Below are 16,370 nucleotides of genomic sequence, written 5' to 3'. Positions count from 1 at the left end.
CACCCAGCGCAGGCTGGGGTCTCATGCGGCTGTGCAGGCCGGCTGCCCCAAGCCTGAGACCCCAGCCTGCGCTGGGGTGACGATCATGGGGGGAGAGCTTGACAGGTGAGGGGACCGCCGCATCACCGCAACGCCCGCAACCGCTCCAGATCCTCGGGCCGGTCGATATCCAGCAGCTCATGCTCCGGCGCGATGACGTGCTTGCCGCCCGCGACCATCGCCCTGGCACCCTCGTCGCCCTCCAGCGCGAGCAATGTCTCGAAGCGGTTCGCCCCGAATATGGCGGGCGGGCACGGCTTCACCCCGTCGCTCGACGCGACCACCGCATCCGGCCCCGACGCCGCATCCAGCAGGCGATAGACATGGGTCGCGGTGACGCGCGGCATGTCGGCCAGCGCGATCAGCACCGCGTCCGCGCCGTCCGCCTGTGCCGCGGCGACGCCGAGCTTCACCGAATTGGACATGCCGATCTCGGGCTGTTCGTTGTGGATCACGCGATAACCGCGCGCCGCGAAATCCAGATTGGTCCCGTTCTGCACCACGATCCGGTCGCGGAACGGCACCGCCTCCAGTGCGGTGACGACGTGGAAGGCGAGCGGCTGGCCAAGAAAATCCTGCTCCAGTTTGTCGAGTGCGCCGAACCGCTCGGACCGACCGGCGGCGAGCAGGATCAACACGGTCCGGTCGGCTACGATCATGCCCCGGCCGCAAGCAGCGAGGCGGCCGGCTTCTTGAGGCCGTCGCGGGCATTGAACGCGGCGATCATCGCGGCGGCGATCGAAAGGGCGATCTCCGCCGGGCCGATCGCGCCGATATCCAGGCCGACCGGCGCGTCGATCCGGTCGATCCGATCCTCGCTCACGCCGGCCGCCGCGAGCCGCTCGCGCCGCGCGGCATGGCTGCGGCGCGATCCCAGCGCGCCGATATAAGCGGCGTCGCTGGCGAGCGCGGCGATCAGTGCCGGATCGTCGATCTTGGTGTCGTGGCTGAGCGTCACCACGGCCGTCGACGGGCCGGGCGCATAGGCGGCGACCGCCTCGTCCGGCCAGCCATCGTCGAGCGCTACGCCAGGGAAGCGCTCCTCGGTCAGGAAGCGCGCGCGCGGATCGATCACGACCGTCGCGACGCCCAGTTCGCGCGCGAGGCCCGCCAGCGCCTGAGCGATCTGCACCGCGCCGACGATCAGCAGGCGGCGCGGCGGATCGTAGCGGTTGACGAACGTCGCTCCCTGCGCCGGGCGCAGCGAACTGGCACCGCTGTCGAGATCGGTCGTCACCGACAGCCCCTTGCCGCTATCACGCGCTTCGGAAATGCGGTCGAACAGTTCGGGATCGAACCCCTCGGCCGACACCGGCTGCACCATCACCGCGATCTCGCCGCCGCAGGGCAGGCCGACTTCCCAGGCGGCGGCATCCTCGACGCCGTAGCTCTTCACGACGAACGGCGCGCCGGCGATCACTTCCGCCGCGGTGGCGAGAATGTCGCTTTCCACGCAGCCGCCCGAGACGGAGCCTTCGAATCGGCCGTCGCGGTGCACGATCATATGGCTGCCCCGCGGGCGCGGCGCCGAACCCCAGGTGCTCACCACGGTGGCGATCGCCATCGGCGCGCCCTTCCAGGCGGCGGCTGCGGACAGTACGGAATCGTTATCGGCCATGGCGCATCGTCATTCTGTCATCATTCCCGTGCATCGCCTGGCCGTGAGTCGAGCACCGCGCCATGGACGGCACGGTGCGGGCTCGCCCCCGTTGCGCTATGGCGCAGTAACGCGCTGGATTGGGATCGTTTCCGTATGACGCATTTTAAGGCCAGACGGTATATCACGGCCATCGCGGCGCTGCTGACCGCCGCAAGCGCCACTGGGCAGGACGCCGTAATGACCAAGCAGAAGCTGCTCTCGCCCGTCATCATCATCGCGCATCGCGGCGTCAGCGGTCTGCGGCCGGAACATACGATCGCGTCCTACACGCTGGCGATCGAGCAGGGCGCGGACTTCATCGAGCCCGATCTGGTGCTGACCAAGGACGACGTGTTCGTCGCCCGTCACGAAAACGACATCACCGAGACGAGCGACGTCGCCAAACACCCCGAATTCGCCGATCGCAAGACAACCAAGGTGATCGACGGCGAAAAGCATGTCGGCTGGTTCACCGAGGATTTCACGCTCGCCGAGCTGAAGACGCTGCGCGCGAAGGAACGCCTGCCGCTGCTGCGCCCCGACAACGCCAGATATGACGGCCAGTTCGAGATCCCGACTTTGGCCGAGATCATCGCGCTGGCGAAGAAGCATTCCGTCGGCGGTCGCGTGGTCGGCATCTATCCCGAGACCAAGCATCCGAGCTACTTCGCCGGCATCGGCCACCCGATGGAGGCGCATCTGGTGCGCGAACTGAAGGCGGCCGGCTGGGACAGCGCGAGTGCGCCGGTATTCATCCAGTCGTTCGAGGTCGACAATCTCAAGGCGCTGCACAAGCTGACCAGGATTCGCCTGATCCAGCTGATGGACAAGAAGGGCGCGCCGGCCGACAATGCTACGCCGAGTTATGCCGCGATGACCACGCCCGAGGGGTTCAAGGCGGTGGCCGCCTATGCATACGGGATCGGCCCGAACAAGGACATGGTCGACGCGACATTGGTCGCCAATGCGCATGCAGCGGGCCTGCGCGTCCATCCCTGGACGTTCCGCGCGGAGAATTTCTTCCTGCCGCCGGCCCTGTGGTCCGGCGTCAATCCGCGCGCGCATGGCCGTCTTTCGGACGAAATTCGGCGCTATCTCGATCTCGGCATCGATGGCTTCTTCACCGATTTCACCGCGATCGGGGTCGAGGCGCGCGCTGCGTCGCGATCGGGGAAATGATGAATGCGTAAGGCCGTCCTTCTCCTCGCCCTGCTGCCGATCGTATCGGGCGGCTGCGTCCGCACCGTCGCGAGCATCGTCACCGCGCCGGTCAAGGTGGTCAGCAAGGGCGTCGACTGGACGACGACCAGCCAGAGCGAGGCGGATCGCAATTACGGCAAGAAGATGCGCAAGGACGAAGCCCGCGAGGGCAAGGAACGGCGCAAATGGCAGGAGCAATGCCGGAAGAATCCGGAATGTCCGCCCTATGACGGATTCCGTGCGGGGCGGGACTGAGCCTCAACGAACACCCGTCATCCTGAACTCGTTTCAGGATCCATGCGCGATCATTTGCCAAAAAAGACGGTGTCCGTGAGCCGGCGGATGACCGCGCCTGGATCCTGAATCAAGGTCAGGACGACGTTTCAGTTTTGAGGATCCACCCCACCCAACACCCCCGCCACCGCCGCCAGCACCTCGGCGCGCATCTGCACCCACAAGTGGCTGCTCCGCACCTCGACCGCCCGGCAGCCGGGTTCGTCCTCCACCCGGCAGATCGTGCCGTTGACCAGTCCGTCGCTGCGGCTCCAGATCGCGGTGGCGGGGACGGGGAGCGGTGCCAGGATCTCCGCGCGCTGCAGGGTGACGCGATCGGCATCGACCTTCTCGCCGCTGACCAGTTCGAACACGCGCCACACGTTGGTCGCGCGCGGGTGCCCGGCATAAGGCGAGCTGATCGTGATCACCTCGCGCACCGCGTCGCTCAGGCGGTGCGCCGCGAGCCGCGCCATGATCCCGCCCAGGCTGATGCCGATCAGCGTCACCGGCTCTCCGGTTTCGGCGTGCAACCGGCGGATGCGGTCGAACAGCAATTCGCCCTCGGCACCGATCGCCCGGCTGCCGAGATTGCGTCCCAGCCCCCAGCCTTCCGCGCGATAGCCGAGCGCGTTCAGATAGCGCCTGAGTACGAAGGTCGAACGGTCCGAATTGACCAGACCGGGCAGGATCAGCACCGGCCGCCCGTCGCCGCGTGGCATCGCCATCAGCCGGCGCCGCGCCGCGATCAGTGGCGGCAGGCTGGCGAAGGCCCGCGGCACTTCCAGCGCCCAGAGCAATTTGGAAGGTGGGCGTGCATCCGTTTCCTGCGGCATGCAGCCTGTGATATGGCATTCGCATGACCGACGATACGCATGTTCTGAACAGCCCGCCGAATGCTTCCGCCGATTGGACGATCCCGCAGGATTGGTCGCATTATACCGCCGAGGATCATGCGACCTGGGACACGTTGTTCGAACGGCAGGCCAAATTGCTGCCCGGTCGCGCTTCCAATGCGTGGCTGCGCGGGCTCGACGTGCTCAAGCTCAGCAAGCCCGGCATTCCGGATTTCGAGGAATTGAGCGAACGGCTGATGCGATTGACCGGCTGGCAGGTCGTCGCGGTGCCGGGGCTGGTGCCGGACGACGTGTTCTTCGATCACATGGCCAATCGCCGCTTCGTCGCCGGAAATTTCATCCGCCGCCCCGATCAGCTCGACTATCTACAGGAGCCCGACGTCTTCCACGACGTGTTCGGCCATGTGCCGATGCTCGCGGATCCGGTGTTCGCCGATTACCTCGCGGCCTATGGGCGCGGCGGGCAGCGCGCGCTGGGGCTGGACGCGCTGAAATATCTCGGGCGCCTGTACTGGTACACGGTGGAATTCGGCCTGATCGCGGAGCCGGAGGGCCTGCGCATCTATGGCTCGGGCATCGTCTCAAGCTTCGCGGAAAGCCGCTTCGCGCTGGACGATCCGTCGCCCAATCGGATAGTCCTCGATCTGGCGCGGGTGATGCGCACCGAATACCGGATCGATGATTTCCAGCAGAACTATTTCGTGATTCCCAGCTTCGACGAACTGCTGCGCCTGACCGTGGAGACGGATTTCGCGCCGCTCTACGAGGAACTGAAGGCGCTGCCCGACATCCCGGTGGCGCAGATCGAGCCCGGCGACGAGGTGATCACGCGGGGCACGCAAGCCTATGCTTCGGGTAATAGTTAGAGTTAAAGCCCTAACCATATCGAGCGCGTTTATCGCGAGCGCTTGCGGTACGGGTTTTTGCGGCTTAGCCGGCCGCTGCATTCTCTGATGGATTAGATATCCAGCGCCCAGCCATCGCGACCCTTGGGATCGAACGGCTTGGTCGGCTCATAGCGTTCCGCACTGGCCGTGAGCCGCAGGATCGTCCAGTCGCCGCGCCTGTCCACCGCGTCCAGCGTCGCGCCGCAGGCCGTAAACGCATCGACCACCGCCTGACGCTGCGTGTCCAACAGTCCCGCCAGCACGATCGTCGCGCCCTCGTCCGAGATCGCGGCCAGTTCCGGTGCCATCGAGACGAGCGGGCCGGCAAGGATGTTGGCGATGACGAGGTCGTAGGGCGCGCGCGACGTGATCGTGTCGTCCAGCGCGCCGTCCGCGGTGACGAGCGCGATGCCCTCCACGCCGTTGCGCGCGGCGTTGTCGCGCGTCACCTCCACGGCGGCGGGGTCGATGTCGGTTGCCATGATCGCGGCGCCCGGCCACAGGTGTGCCGCCGCGAAGGCGAGCAGGCCGGTGCCGGTGCCGATATCGATCACATTGGCGAAATCGCGATCGGCCAGCCCGTCGAGCATGTTCAGGCACCCGCTGGTCGTGGCATGATGCCCGGTGCCGAAGGCATTCCCGGCATCGATCAGGAACGCCCGGCCGCCCTCCGGAGGGTCGATCGGATGCGCGCTGGTGTGCACGACGAAGCGCCCCTCGCGGATCGGCTCGAGCCCCGCCTGGCTCATCGTCACCCAGTCTTTGGGGCTGAGCGCTTCGATCACGGGGTCGATATCGGCGGCGCTCGGTACCAAGGCCTTGAGCGCGGCGATCATCGCCGGGCCCGGTTCATGCTCGCTATAGGCGTCCAGCCGCCACGTCTCGACATCGTCCTCGACCGTTTCGGTCGTCATGATCACCGCGTCGATTGCAAGATCGTCGGCGGCGTCGATCGCCTCGGCCTCCGCGCGCGTGCACGGCAGAGTGAGCTTCCAGGAATCGATCATCTGTCCGACAGTCCGTCCGGTCGTGCTGCGGCGGTCCCGCTTTCAGGTTCTGCCCGATGCGAACGGTCGGGGATCGGCGGCATCGCGCTGCCCCCTAGCGCACCACCCATTGGACCGTTGGGCCGCAGGTTTTGGTGTTCCACTCGTCCTTCTTCCAGCAGATCGGGTCCATGCGCGGGACGAGGATGGTACGGTCGAAGCCGATGCCGCGCGGAAAACGCTGTTCGCCCCACGGAACGAGCGCGTTGCGGAATTCGCGCATGCGCTGCTTGGCGAGCGTGTGCAACGAACCACGCGGCAGGAAGATCGCGTCCCGACCGATGTTCGAGGCGACCTGGCAGAAGCCGTATTGCGCGGCGGTGGTCGAAAAGCTGCCGTAGATGCGCGTGCCGAACTGATCGAGCGCGTTCTGCGCCGCCTTCGGTGCCTTGTTCTTGCGCGCGAAATATTTGGCGAGTGTGGCATAGGTCGATTTCAGCTCGGCGGCGTGGTCGATCATCATGCCGTTATATTGCGGCACGGTGAGCAATGTCGGGGCGAACTGGCATTGCAGCGCGGCGATGTTGAGTGCGGCACGAAGGTTCCAGACCAGACCGGCGGTCAGTTCCGCCTCGGTCGCATCGGGCAAATCCAGTCCGATGCCAGGTTCGTCGCCCCGCACCGGTTCGCCGCTGAAATCGTGCGATTTCATGAAAAACTGTGCCGATGCCGGGCTGGCGGCAAGCACGCCGGCGGCCATTACGGTCGCCAGAACGGAACGCAACACTGTCATCTGCAACACCCTTAACCAAATCGCACGGCACTGCCCGATTAAGGCTTTTCGCGCAGGTTCCCAACCATTTTTATGCCGCCATTACAGCGGTCCGGCGCATCTTCGCCGCCGCGCCGTCCGACGCGGGATCGGCGGGATTTCCGACGGCAGAATCGAAAGGGGCCGCCCGGTCGCCCGGACGGCCCCTTCACGGATCAGTCCCGAAAGGCTGATTACATCGAGGTGTTGGTCGTCGTGGTGTTGGTCGTCATCATGGTGTCGTTCGACATCATGGTGTCGTTGGCCATTGCGCCATTGTCCATCGCACCGTCGACGGCGGTCATGTTGTCGGACATCGTGTCCATGCCTTCGGTGGCGTTCAGATCGGTGACCATCGTGTTCTCGGTGGTCGTTTCGGTCTTCGGGCCGCAAGCCGATACCATCAGCGCCGCGCCGGCGATCATGGAACCGGTCAGAACCTTGGAGATGAGTGCACGCATTTGGAAAGCTCCCTAGATAACGGATTTGGCGACGCCTGCTGGCTTTTTGATACCCAAACCGATGTTGACGTTAACGCGATTACGAATCCGCCTCAAGCGGAGTTTTGTGCGCCACAAGAAAGTGTTTCGAGAAACGCATCGCGATGCAACGCAAGCGCGGCATCAAAAGTTGCAAGATCCGCGCTTTTACCGAGGGTTGCCGCACTCGTCACGCCGTAATCGGCGATGCCGCACGGCACAATGCCACCGAAATGCGCGAGGTCGGGCGACAGGTTGACCGAAAAGCCGTGCATTGTGATCCAGCGCTTCACCCGCACCCCGATCGCGCCGATCTTCGCCTCCCGGCCGTCGTCCAGCGTCCAGATGCCGATCCGCCCCGGCGCGCGGAACGCCTCGATACCGATCTCGCCGAGCGCTGCGATCACCCATCCTTCGACACTGTGGACGAAGCATCGCACGTCACGCCCGCGCTGGTTGAGATCCAGCACGAGATAGCCGATCCGCTGCCCCGGCCCGTGATAGGTATAGCGCCCGCCGCGTCCGGCGGATACGACCGGGAAGCGCGGATCGATCAACTCGTCCGCCGCCGCGCTGGTGCCGGCGGTGTAAACCGGAGGGTGTTCGAGCAGCCACAGCAGTTCGCGCGCATCGCCCGCCGCCACGGCGGCGGCGCGCGCCTCCATTTCGGCGAGCGCGGTCGCGTAATCGACGAGGCCGGGCGACACGCGCCATTCGGGGGAAGGATCGGGTATCACGCCACCGCATGTGCGCACGCAAAGGGTCGCGTGCAAGCTCGGGGGGCGCATGCAAGCATTGGCAAGCGCCGCCGCCATGCGCTAACGCGTGGGTTCGAGCGTGTTGCGATGGGGAATTGCGTGAAGATCAGCGTCAACATGGGCAATGTGTGGGACCGCGCGACCGAATTCCTCGGCGACCATCTCGCCGCGATCCTGCCGATCGCCGTGCTGGCGATCGTAGTGCCGTCGACCGTGTCGGCGATCATCGCGCCGCTTGGTGCGGCTGGCGGGCTGGCGGCGCTGCCGGTCAATCTGATCTCGCTGGCGCTGACTTTGGTGACCGTCTGGGCGCAACTGGCGATCGTCGCGCTGGCGCTCGACCGGATCGTGGGGCGTGGGGCGGCGATGCAGGTGGCGCTCCGGCGGCTGCTGCCGTTCCTCGGTGTCCTGCTGGTGCTGCTGGTGGCGTTCGTGATCGTGATGCTGCCGATCCCGTTCGTGCTAGCGGGATACGGCATGGATATGCAGGCGGCCATGGCCAATGGCGCGCAGGTCAACATTCCGCCGGCGGCCGCGGGGATCATCTCGATCTACACAATCGTTCTCGTGCCGGTGCTGATCTTCGTCGGCGCGCGGCTGGCGCTGCTGACGCCGGTGGTGGTGTGCGAACGGCGTGGGTTGGGATCGATCGGCCGGTCCTTCGCCCTGTCGCGCGGGCTGGTGTGGAAGATCATCGGCATGCTGATCCTCTACGGCATCGTCGCCGGGGTCGCGATTTTGGCGACGCGCACGGTGTTCGGCTCGGTGCTGCGGCTGGCGCTGGGCGGGGAGGGGCTGATCACGCCGGCCGGCGTGCTGACGGCGTTGATCGTCGCGATCGTGCAGACCGTGTTCGTGCTGCTCGCCTGCGCCTTCACCGCCAAGCTGTACCTCGCCGTCGCCGATGCGCGCGGGACGATCGTCGAGCCGGTATGAGGCTGGATATGATGGGCGTCCTGCGCGACGCCTGGGCGCTGTTCCGGCGCGATGCCGACCTGTTGGTGCGCATCGCCTCCGCTTTCCTGTTCGTGCCGCAACTCGCGATGCTGATGATCGTGCCGGCCATGCCGACGATCGCGCTGACCCCGGACATGGGCGAGGCGGAGCAACGCGCGCTGGCGCAGGTGCTGGCCAACTGGATCGCGGCCAATGGCGGCTGGTATCTCGGCGCGACGGTGCTCGTGCATTTCGGTACTTTGGTCGTGCTGTCGCTATATCTGCGCCGCGACCGGCCCGACGTGAAGCTGGCGATGACCGGCGCGGTGCGGCAATTCCCGCGCTTTCTGCTGGCGATGATCATCACCGGGTTGCCGCTGGGGATCGGATTGTACTGGGCGGTGCTGCTGATCCCGGCGCTGTATCTGCTCGGCCGGCTGATGCTGACCGGGCCGGTGCTGGCCGATCGGCGCACGGAAAGACCGCTTGGCGTGCGTGCGGCGATCGGGCGCAGCTGGCGGCTGACGAAGGGCAATGGCCTGGTCCTGTCCGGGCTGGTCTCCCTCACCGTCATTGGTGGCGTGCTGCTCGGCGCGCCGTTCGTACTGATCGACAAAGCGCTCCGGGCGGATGCGCCGAACCCGATCGTCATCGCGCTCGCCGATATCGGCGGCGCCGCGGCGGTGGCGGTGATGTTGCTCGCCGCGATCCTGCTTCAGGTCACGGTCTATCGCCGGCTGGCGAACGACGGGATCTGAGGCGCGGCATCGGCGGGCAAGGCACCGCTGATCCGCGGATCGGGGAACGTCTCGATCGTGCGTGACACGGCGGTGAAGCCGGACGCGCGGTAGAAACCGAGCGCACTCGGGTGATCGAGCGTGCAGGTGTGCACCCACACGCGCTCGACCCCCTTGGCCCAGGCGAGCATCAGCGCGTGCGTCATTAGCCAGCGGCCATGGCCCTGCCCGGTCAGTTCCGGGATCAGCCCGACATAGGACAGCTCGCAGGTGGCGGGGTTGCGGAAATCGAGTTCGAGCATGCCGATTTCGATCCCCGCCGGATCGGTCGCCGCGAATATGCGTACGTCCGGGTGGTGGATGATCGCGGCGAGCGTCGCATCGTCCATCATCAGGCGCGAAAACCACAGCCACGGCGCACCGACGCGCCGAAACAGGGCGCGATACGCGTCCGGCGACGGCAAGTCCCAGCGCACCAGCCGCAGCCGCGATTCGGGTAGCGGCCGGGCCGGGGGCCGCTTCGACATCTCCAGCGTGGTGACGATCGTCGCCACCTCGTCGGGAGCGACCGGGATCAGTCCCACTCGATCACTCCCACGTCGCGACGGGCGGCAGGCTCATTAGGATCGCGTCGATATTGCCCCCGGTCTTCAGCCCGAACAACGTGCCGCGATCGTAAACGAGGTTGAATTCGGCATAGCGCCCGCGCCACGCGTGCATCGCGGCAATGTCGGCATCGTCGAACGCATCGTTCATCCGCCGCCGCACGATTCGCGGGTAAGTGTCGAGAAACGCGCGCCCGACATCCTGCGTGAAGGCGAAGTTCGCCGCGAAATCGCCCTCCAAATGATCGAAGAAAATCCCCCCGACGCCGCGATGGACCTGGCGGTGCGGAATGTAGAAATAGTCCTCCGCCCATTTGCTGAACCGGGGATAATCCCCCGGCGCATGCGCATCGCACGCGGCCTTCAGCGTGGCGTGGAAATCCTCGGTGTCCGCCGCCACCGGGAGAGGCGGGTTGAGATCCGCGCCGCCGCCGAACCAGCGCTTGGTGGTGACGAGGAAGCGGCAGTTCATGTGCACCGCCGGCACGTGCGGATTGGCCATGTGCGCGACCAGGCTGATGCCGGTAGCGAAGAAGGCCGGATCATCGGCCGCGCCGTTGATCGACTTGGCAAAATCGCCCTCCAGCGTTCCGCCGACGGTCGAGACGTTGACCCCGACCTTCTCGAACACCCGCCCCTTCATCACCCCGCGCACGCCGCCACCGCCCGGCTCGCCACTAGGGTCGGTGCGGTCCCACGCGATATAGTCGAAATCCGCGTCGGAGCCCGCCTCGCGTTCGATCGCCACGAACTCGGCGCAGATCCGGTCGCGAAGGGATTCGAACCAGGTTCGGGCGGCGGTCTGTTCGGAATCGAGTATCATGCCGTCGCCCATAACCGATCCTCCCCGGCACGGGGAGGGGGAGGATTGAGGCCTGCCCCAAGTCGTGCGATCCAGATCCCATCAGCCTTGTCGGGGGAGAGGGATATGCGCTGGATATTGGGGGTGGCGATCCTGCTGGCCGGGTGTGCCAAGGCACCGGATGTCGCGCATGGCCGGCGCATCGCGACCTTCATGGGCTGCATCAGTTGCCACGGCGAACGGCTCGACGGTCATCTCTTCGAAGAGAATGCCGATTTCGCGATCGCATACAGCGCCAACCTGTCCAGGATCGTCCCGCGCCGGAGCGATCCGGAACTGGCCGCGACGCTGCGCACCGGCCGGCGCCCCGACGGCAGCGCCTTGTGGTTCATGCCGACCTTTGCGCATCGGGCGATCGACGATGCCGACCTGCGCGATCTGCTCGCGTGGCTGCGCAGCGTACCGCCGAGCGGGAAGGATCATCCCGCGATCGTGCGCGGGCCGCAATTCGCGCTGGCGCTCAAGGCCGGATTTCAGGATTCGGCGAGCGAAGCGGAGCGATTGAAGGGGCGCGAGCCGATCGAGACCGGCCCGGCGACCGAGCGGGGCCGGTACCTGACCCGATTGGCCTGCGCGGAATGTCACGGCCCCGATCTGCATGGGCCGAAGGATCCGAGGCCCGGCGATGCGCCGGATCTCGCGGTGGCCGCCGCCTATGGCCTGCCCGAACTGACGACGTTGCTGCGCACCGGGCGCGCGCGGGGTCACCGTCTCGTCGGCCTGATGAGCGAGGAGGCACCCAAACGGCTTCATGCCTTGTCCGATGCCGAGATCGCGGATATGCACGCCTATCTCGAGGCGAGGGCGCAGCGACGCTAGTCCGGCCAGCCTCCGGTCTGCCGCAGCGCCTCGCTCGCCACGATCGCCGCCGATACCGAGATGTTCATCGATCGCATGCCGGGCCGCATCGGGATCACCACGCGCAGATCGGCGCGATCATGCACCGCTTCCGGCACGCCCGCGCCCTCGCTGCCCATCAGCAGCAGGTCGTCGGCGCGGAACTGGGCCGCGTGCAGCCGCACCGCGCCCTTGGTCGTGAGCAGCACGATCCGCCCCCGCACGCCGGCGGCAAAGGTTTCCCAATCGGCATGGCGCACGACATCTACCGCGCCGACATAATCCATGCCGGCCCGCGCCAATGCCTTGTCGCTCCACGCGAATCCCATCGGTTCGATCAGATCTACGCCGAGCCCGAGGCAGGCGGCGGTGCGGAGGATGGCACCGACATTGCCGGCGATATCGGGCTGGTACAGGGCTATGCGCATCTGCGAACCATTCGCACATAGGGCGTGCCCGCGACAACAGGCCAAAATGCTGTTGGCAAAGCGTATCTCCCGCGTCTATCAGCACGGCGGCCCCCGCGGGAACGGGGGATCGGGGACGCGTATCTGATCTCGTCGCGTGTGCGGCCCCGATGAATCGCCGGATAAGTTGCAAGGGCAAGTGCATGGCTAGTGTGGATACCGCTGTCCCCCCCGGTGAAGATCCGGCTCCTTACCACGAGGAGGTCTCCGACCCGCGTCGGCGCGACTTCATCAACATCGCAGCCGTCGCCTGGATCGGCGTCGGCGGCGCGACCGTCCTGCTGCCGCTCATCAACCAGATGAACCCGAGCGCGGACGTGCTGGCGCAGGCGACGACCGAGATTGATCTGTCCAAGATCGTGCCCGGCCAGGCGATCAAGACCTCGTTCCGCAAGCAGCCGCTGTTCGTGCGCAACCTGACCCCGGCCGAGATCGCCGCGGCCGATGCCGTGCCGGTCAGCGAACTGCGCGATCCGCAGACGCTCGAGCAGCGCACGAAGGAAGGCAAGAAGAACTGGCTGATCACGATGGGTGTCTGCACCCATCTCGGCTGCGTTCCGCTGGGCGCCGGCGAGGGCGAGAATCGCGGGCCGTTCGGCGGCTATTTCTGCCCGTGCCACGGTTCGGCCTACGATACCGCTGCGCGCATCCGCAAAGGCCCGGCACCGCTGAACCTGCACGTGCCGGACTACAAGTTTTCGTCAGACACGACCGTGACCGTCGGTTGAGGATCCAGATATGAGCTTTCCCTGGGCCAAGCATTACGCACCGACCAATCCATTCATGAAGTGGATGGACGAACGGCTGCCCGTTCCGCGTCTCGTCTACAACGCGGTCGGTGCGGGCTATCCGGTGCCGCGCAACCTCAATTACTTCTGGAACTTCGGCGTGCTCGCGGGCGCGGCGCTCGGCATCCAGATCATTACCGGTATCGTGCTCGCCATGCACTACGCGGCCAATGGCGGCGTGGCGTTCGATTCGGTCGAACACATCATGCGCGACGTCAACGCCGGGTGGTTCCTGCGCTATGCCCACGCAAACGGCGCGTCGATGTTCTTCATCGTCGTCTATCTGCACATCTTCCGCGGACTCTATTACGGATCCTACAAGGCTCCGCGAGAGATGGTGTGGCTGCTCGGCGTCGTGATCTTCCTGCTGATGATGGCCACCGCGTTCATGGGCTACGTTCTGCCATGGGGCCAGATGAGCTTCTGGGGCGCGCAGGTGATTACCGGCTTCTTCTCGGCGATACCGGGGGTCGGCGAAACGATCCGCGTGTGGTTGCTCGGCGGCTTCGCGCCGGACGACGCGGCGCTCAACCGCTTCTTCTCGCTGCACTATCTGCTGCCGTTCGTGATCGCAGCCGTCATCATCCTGCACATCTGGGCGCTGCACATTCCTGGGTCGAACAACCCGACCGGCGTGGCGGTGAAGGGCGAACAGGATACGGTACCGTTCCATCCTTACTACACCGCGAAGGACGGCTTCGGCCTCGGCATCTTCCTGCTCGTGTTCGCAGGCCTGCTATTCTTCTACCCGAACTATCTCGGACACCCGGACAACTACATTCCGGCGAACCCGCTCTCGACGCCCGCGCACATCGTTCCGGAATGGTATTTCTGGCCGTTCTACGCGATCCTGCGCGCCTTCACCGCGGATTTCATCTTGCCGGCGAAGCTGTGGGGCGTGCTGGCGATGTTCGGTTCGATCCTGCTGCTGTTCTTCCTGCCCTGGCTGGATAGCTCGCCGGTGCGGTCGAACAATTATCGCCCGAAGGCGCGGATTGCGTTCTGGGTGCTGGTGCTCGACGTGCTGATCCTCGGCTATTGCGGTGGCTCGGCGGCCGATCCGGCCTATGTCATCACCAGCCAGATCGCCGCGATCTACTATTTCGCGCACTTCCTGATCATCCTGCCGATGATCTCGCGTTCGGAACGGCCGCTGCCGCTACCGAATTCGATTACCGAGGCGGTGCTGGCGAAGCATGGCGGCACCAGCCCCGCGCACAGCGCGCTGGCGTCGTAAGCGAACAAGAGGGGTATCGACATGGTTCGCTTTATCGCAATGCTCGTCGGGATCGCCTTTGCCGGCGTCCTCGCGATCGCTCTGTTCAGCAGCGTTTCCGGGGTGATCACCGATCCTCCGGCACCGACTGCCGAGCATGAATTCCATCGCCATCCGAAGGACCTCGATCTGGCCAGCAACGGCCCGCTCGGCAAATTCGACATGCGCCAGGTCCAGCGCGGCCTGCAGGTGTACAAGGAAGTCTGCTCGGCCTGCCACTCGTTGCGCCTGGTGTCGTTCCGCGACATCAAGGACATGGGCTATAGCGACGGCCAGGTGAAGGCGTTCGCCGCAAGCTACGACAATATCCCGTCGATCAATCCGGACACGGGCGAGGTTGCCACGCGCAAGGGCGTTCCGTCGGATCGTTTCCCGTCGCCGTTCGCGAACGACGTCGCGGCCCGCGCCGCGAACAACAACGCGCTGCCGCCAGATCTGTCGCTGATGACCAAGGCGCGTCATGACGGCCCGGCCTATATCTATTCGCTGCTCACCGGGTTCCAGAACCAGCCGGCCGAGCTGCTGAAGAAGTTCCCGGATGCGAAGACGCCGGCGGGGCTGCACTACAATCCGTATTTCGCGAACCTCAACATCGCGATGGCGCCGCCGCTGACCGCCGATGGCCAGGTGACGTACAGCGACGGCACCAAATCGACGGTCGACCAGATGGCGAAGGACGTCGCGGCGTTCCTCACCTGGACCGCCGAGCCGAAGATGCAGACCCGCCACAGCGCCGGCCTCGCGGCGATGCTGTTTCTGTTGATCTTCTGCGTCCTAGCGTATGGCGCGTATCAGAACGTCTGGCGCAACGTTAAGCATTGATCGGGCAGCGGATTAGCGAAAGCTAATCCGCGTCTCGGCCTCGATCACGGCCGGCGGGCGCAGCCCGACCGACGGCGCGGCTTTGCCGCGACGCCGGGCCGGACGTCGAGCCAGTTTAAGGCATGCTACATACCCCGTTCGGGCTGAGCCTGTCGAAGCCCAAGCGCTGCGCTTGCCCTTCGACAGTCTCGGGGCGAACGGAGTGGGCGTGGCGAATCCGGTCTCAATCGCCGTACCCCGTCATCCCGGACGTGATGCGGGATCCCGCTTGTTCATTTGAGCGCGGGCAGGGCAGCGGGCTCCCCGCCTTTGCGGGGATGGCGGGATAAGATCCAATCGTCCTCAATCGACCCAGCACACACCTCGCCGCGACGGAACGATATCCTTCAGCCCCTCGTTCTCTCCGGGTCTGCGGCGCGTGTCACGCCGCACTCCGCGTTCAGGAGAGTCGAAATGCTTCCCACAAAGATCAAACTCGCCGCACTTGGCTTCGTCGCAGCAATCGGCCTTGGCGGCTGTGTCGACGATTACGGCTATGGCGGGATGTCGGTCGGCTACAACAATGGCGGCTATTACGGTGGCTATGGCGACGGCTATTATGGCGACGGCTATGGGTATCCTGCCAATTATTACGGCGGGTACGGCGGTGGCTATTTCGGCTGGTACGGCGACTATTATTATCCTGGCACCGGGTATTACGTCTATGGCCGCGATCGTCGGCCGTATCGCTGGAACGACCAGCAGCGTCGCTATTGGGAAGGCCGGCGCGGGCATGGCGGCAATTGGGGCAACGGCCAGGGGCGCCCCAACTGGCAGGGCTTCAACGGCGATCGCGGGCAGCAGGGCGGACGTCCCGGCTGGCGTGGCGATCGGCCAGGCGTCCAGCAGGGGCAGGGCACCCGGCCCGACTTCCAGGGACGCGGCGGCAACCGTCCGGGTTTTCAGCGCGGTCAGGGCGCTCGGCCCGATTTTCAGGGGCGCGGTGGAGATCGTCAGTCGATCCGGCAGGACAACCGTCCGTCAGCCGGGCAGGGCGGGTTTCAGGGACGCCAGCAGGGCAACCGCGGCGGCGGTCGGCGCGGTCGTGATTGAAGTCATCCTTTAACGCCCC

The 16,370-nt window shown here is 65.7% G+C and carries 20 protein-coding genes; 10 read left to right on the top strand and 10 right to left on the bottom strand.

Features of this window, described 5'->3' with window-relative positions:
* Nucleotides 1-122: 122 nt before the first annotated feature.
* Both ASG11_RS14865 and ASG11_RS14860 read right to left on the bottom strand, forming a co-directional pair.
* Nucleotides 123-698: a nucleotidyltransferase family protein gene (locus ASG11_RS14865; RefSeq protein WP_055781796.1), complete on the bottom strand. Its 576-nt coding sequence runs from the start codon at nucleotides 696-698 to the stop codon at nucleotides 123-125.
* Nucleotides 695-1,657, bottom strand: a complete 963-nt coding sequence (locus tag ASG11_RS14860) for an XdhC family protein (RefSeq protein WP_055781793.1) — start codon at nucleotides 1,655-1,657, stop codon at nucleotides 695-697. Before ASG11_RS14860 ends, ASG11_RS14865 begins: the two co-directional genes overlap by 4 nt.
* A gap of 219 nt (nucleotides 1,658-1,876) precedes the next feature.
* Between ASG11_RS14860 and ASG11_RS14855 the strand changes: the two genes are divergently transcribed.
* Together ASG11_RS14855 and ASG11_RS14850 are read left to right on the top strand one after the other, a co-directional pair.
* Nucleotides 1,877-2,857, top strand: a complete 981-nt coding sequence (locus tag ASG11_RS14855; protein WP_055782758.1) for a glycerophosphodiester phosphodiesterase — start codon at nucleotides 1,877-1,879, stop codon at nucleotides 2,855-2,857.
* A gap of 3 nt (nucleotides 2,858-2,860) precedes the next feature.
* On the top strand, nucleotides 2,861-3,133 hold the full coding sequence (locus tag ASG11_RS14850) for a hypothetical protein (protein ID WP_055781790.1): 273 nt from the start codon (nucleotides 2,861-2,863) through the stop codon (nucleotides 3,131-3,133).
* Between the two features lie 128 nt (nucleotides 3,134-3,261).
* On the opposite strand, the gene ASG11_RS14845 is transcribed toward ASG11_RS14850, so the two are convergent.
* Nucleotides 3,262-3,987, bottom strand: coding sequence for an esterase/lipase family protein (locus ASG11_RS14845; RefSeq protein ID WP_055781787.1), 726 nt, complete (start codon nucleotides 3,985-3,987; stop codon nucleotides 3,262-3,264).
* Between the two features lie 23 nt (nucleotides 3,988-4,010).
* Here ASG11_RS14845 and phhA point away from each other — a divergent pair, with 23 nt between their 5' ends.
* A complete protein-coding gene (gene phhA, locus ASG11_RS14840; RefSeq protein ID WP_055781784.1) occupies nucleotides 4,011-4,874 on the top strand; it encodes a phenylalanine 4-monooxygenase in 864 nt (287 codons plus the stop codon).
* Nucleotides 4,875-4,966: 92 nt separating this feature from the next.
* Here the strand turns inward: phhA and ASG11_RS14835 are convergent, their stop codons facing one another.
* The 4 genes from ASG11_RS14835 to lipB all read right to left on the bottom strand — a co-directional run bounded on the left by ASG11_RS14835 (nucleotide 4,967) and on the right by lipB (nucleotide 7,908).
* The gene (locus tag ASG11_RS14835; RefSeq protein ID WP_055781781.1) at nucleotides 4,967-5,902 is read right to left on the bottom strand and encodes a 50S ribosomal protein L11 methyltransferase; all 936 of its coding nucleotides are present in this window, start codon (nucleotides 5,900-5,902) and stop codon (nucleotides 4,967-4,969) included.
* A gap of 94 nt (nucleotides 5,903-5,996) precedes the next feature.
* A complete protein-coding gene (locus tag ASG11_RS14830; RefSeq protein WP_055781779.1) occupies nucleotides 5,997-6,674 on the bottom strand; it encodes a hypothetical protein in 678 nt (225 codons plus the stop codon).
* Nucleotides 6,675-6,886: 212 nt separating this feature from the next.
* The gene (locus ASG11_RS14825; RefSeq protein WP_055781776.1) at nucleotides 6,887-7,153 is read right to left on the bottom strand and encodes a hypothetical protein; all 267 of its coding nucleotides are present in this window, start codon (nucleotides 7,151-7,153) and stop codon (nucleotides 6,887-6,889) included.
* Between the two features lie 92 nt (nucleotides 7,154-7,245).
* On the bottom strand, nucleotides 7,246-7,908 hold the full coding sequence (lipB, locus tag ASG11_RS14820; RefSeq protein ID WP_236697535.1) for a lipoyl(octanoyl) transferase LipB: 663 nt from the start codon (nucleotides 7,906-7,908) through the stop codon (nucleotides 7,246-7,248).
* A 120-nt stretch (nucleotides 7,909-8,028) separates the two neighbouring features.
* On the opposite strand from lipB, the gene ASG11_RS14815 reads away from it, so the two are divergent.
* Both ASG11_RS14815 and ASG11_RS14810 read left to right on the top strand, forming a co-directional pair.
* Nucleotides 8,029-8,865 (top strand): hypothetical protein, encoded by an 837-nt coding sequence (locus ASG11_RS14815; RefSeq protein WP_236697534.1) that lies wholly within the window; start codon nucleotides 8,029-8,031, stop codon nucleotides 8,863-8,865.
* A gap of 8 nt (nucleotides 8,866-8,873) precedes the next feature.
* Nucleotides 8,874-9,623: a hypothetical protein gene (locus ASG11_RS14810; RefSeq protein WP_156363828.1), complete on the top strand. Its 750-nt coding sequence runs from the start codon at nucleotides 8,874-8,876 to the stop codon at nucleotides 9,621-9,623.
* Here ASG11_RS14810 and ASG11_RS14805 read toward each other — a convergent pair.
* Together ASG11_RS14805 and hemF are read right to left on the bottom strand one after the other, a co-directional pair.
* Nucleotides 9,593-10,186 carry a GNAT family N-acetyltransferase gene (locus ASG11_RS14805; protein WP_055781768.1) on the bottom strand — a complete coding sequence of 198 codons (594 nt, stop codon included), beginning with the start codon at nucleotides 10,184-10,186 and terminating at the stop codon, nucleotides 9,593-9,595. The genes ASG11_RS14810 and ASG11_RS14805 overlap by 31 nt on opposite strands.
* A gap of 4 nt (nucleotides 10,187-10,190) precedes the next feature.
* Nucleotides 10,191-11,030: an oxygen-dependent coproporphyrinogen oxidase gene (hemF, locus tag ASG11_RS14800; protein ID WP_055782753.1), complete on the bottom strand. Its 840-nt coding sequence runs from the start codon at nucleotides 11,028-11,030 to the stop codon at nucleotides 10,191-10,193.
* A gap of 105 nt (nucleotides 11,031-11,135) precedes the next feature.
* On the opposite strand from hemF, the gene ASG11_RS14795 reads away from it, so the two are divergent.
* Entirely contained in the window at nucleotides 11,136-11,888 is a 753-nt protein-coding gene (locus ASG11_RS14795) for a cytochrome c (RefSeq protein ID WP_055781764.1), read from the top strand.
* On the opposite strand, the gene ASG11_RS14790 is transcribed toward ASG11_RS14795, so the two are convergent.
* A complete protein-coding gene (locus ASG11_RS14790; protein WP_055781762.1) occupies nucleotides 11,885-12,334 on the bottom strand; it encodes a tRNA (cytidine(34)-2'-O)-methyltransferase in 450 nt (149 codons plus the stop codon). The genes ASG11_RS14795 and ASG11_RS14790 overlap by 4 nt on opposite strands.
* Nucleotides 12,335-12,516: 182 nt before the next feature.
* Between ASG11_RS14790 and petA the strand changes: the two genes are divergently transcribed.
* From petA to ASG11_RS14770, 4 genes are all read left to right on the top strand, one after another.
* Nucleotides 12,517-13,101: a ubiquinol-cytochrome c reductase iron-sulfur subunit gene (gene petA / locus ASG11_RS14785; RefSeq protein ID WP_055781759.1), complete on the top strand. Its 585-nt coding sequence runs from the start codon at nucleotides 12,517-12,519 to the stop codon at nucleotides 13,099-13,101.
* A gap of 10 nt (nucleotides 13,102-13,111) precedes the next feature.
* Nucleotides 13,112-14,398, top strand: a complete 1,287-nt coding sequence (locus tag ASG11_RS14780; RefSeq protein WP_055781756.1) for a cytochrome b — start codon at nucleotides 13,112-13,114, stop codon at nucleotides 14,396-14,398.
* Nucleotides 14,399-14,419: 21 nt separating this feature from the next.
* The gene (locus ASG11_RS14775) at nucleotides 14,420-15,259 is read left to right on the top strand and encodes a cytochrome c1 (protein WP_055781752.1); all 840 of its coding nucleotides are present in this window, start codon (nucleotides 14,420-14,422) and stop codon (nucleotides 15,257-15,259) included.
* Between the two features lie 453 nt (nucleotides 15,260-15,712).
* A complete protein-coding gene (locus ASG11_RS14770; RefSeq protein ID WP_055781749.1) occupies nucleotides 15,713-16,351 on the top strand; it encodes a hypothetical protein in 639 nt (212 codons plus the stop codon).
* Nucleotides 16,352-16,370: the final 19 nt, after the last annotated feature.

Source organism: Sphingomonas sp. Leaf357, assembly GCF_001423845.1.
GTDB lineage: Bacteria > Pseudomonadota > Alphaproteobacteria > Sphingomonadales > Sphingomonadaceae > Sphingomonas.
Note: the sequence above shows the minus strand (reverse complement) of the source record. Positions and strands in the feature narration are given on the sequence as shown.